General features: G+C 63.3%; 1 protein-coding gene. It reads right to left on the reverse strand.

Features of this window, described 5'->3' with window-relative positions; genetic code table 11:
• The coding region (locus AAEY57_RS20995; protein WP_350608782.1) for a hypothetical protein at window positions 1–240 on the reverse strand (240 nt) is incomplete at both ends.

A 240-nucleotide genomic window follows, 5' to 3' on the forward strand; every position in this document is an offset into this window, starting at 1 on the left:
GGACATGCATGCGGCGCACCGTGTTGACCAGCGGCATGGCATCGAGCAGCGGATGCTCGAGGTGCGACAGCGTGTGCAGGCCTTCGTACATCAGGAAGTAGGCCGCCATCGTCAACATTGCGATATAGCCGGCGTTGGCCGTCCATAACGTGCCCAGCAGCAGGGCCAGCGGCAGCGCGGCCATCACGAACAACACCGGAGCGAATGGGGGAAACAGCAGAGCGCGCCAATCCTGATGGC

Origin of the sequence: Pseudoalteromonas sp. MER144-MNA-CIBAN-0113 (assembly GCF_040308965.1) — a bacterium.
In the GTDB taxonomy this organism is placed as follows: Bacteria; Pseudomonadota; Gammaproteobacteria; order Enterobacterales; family Alteromonadaceae; genus Pseudoalteromonas; species Pseudoalteromonas tetraodonis.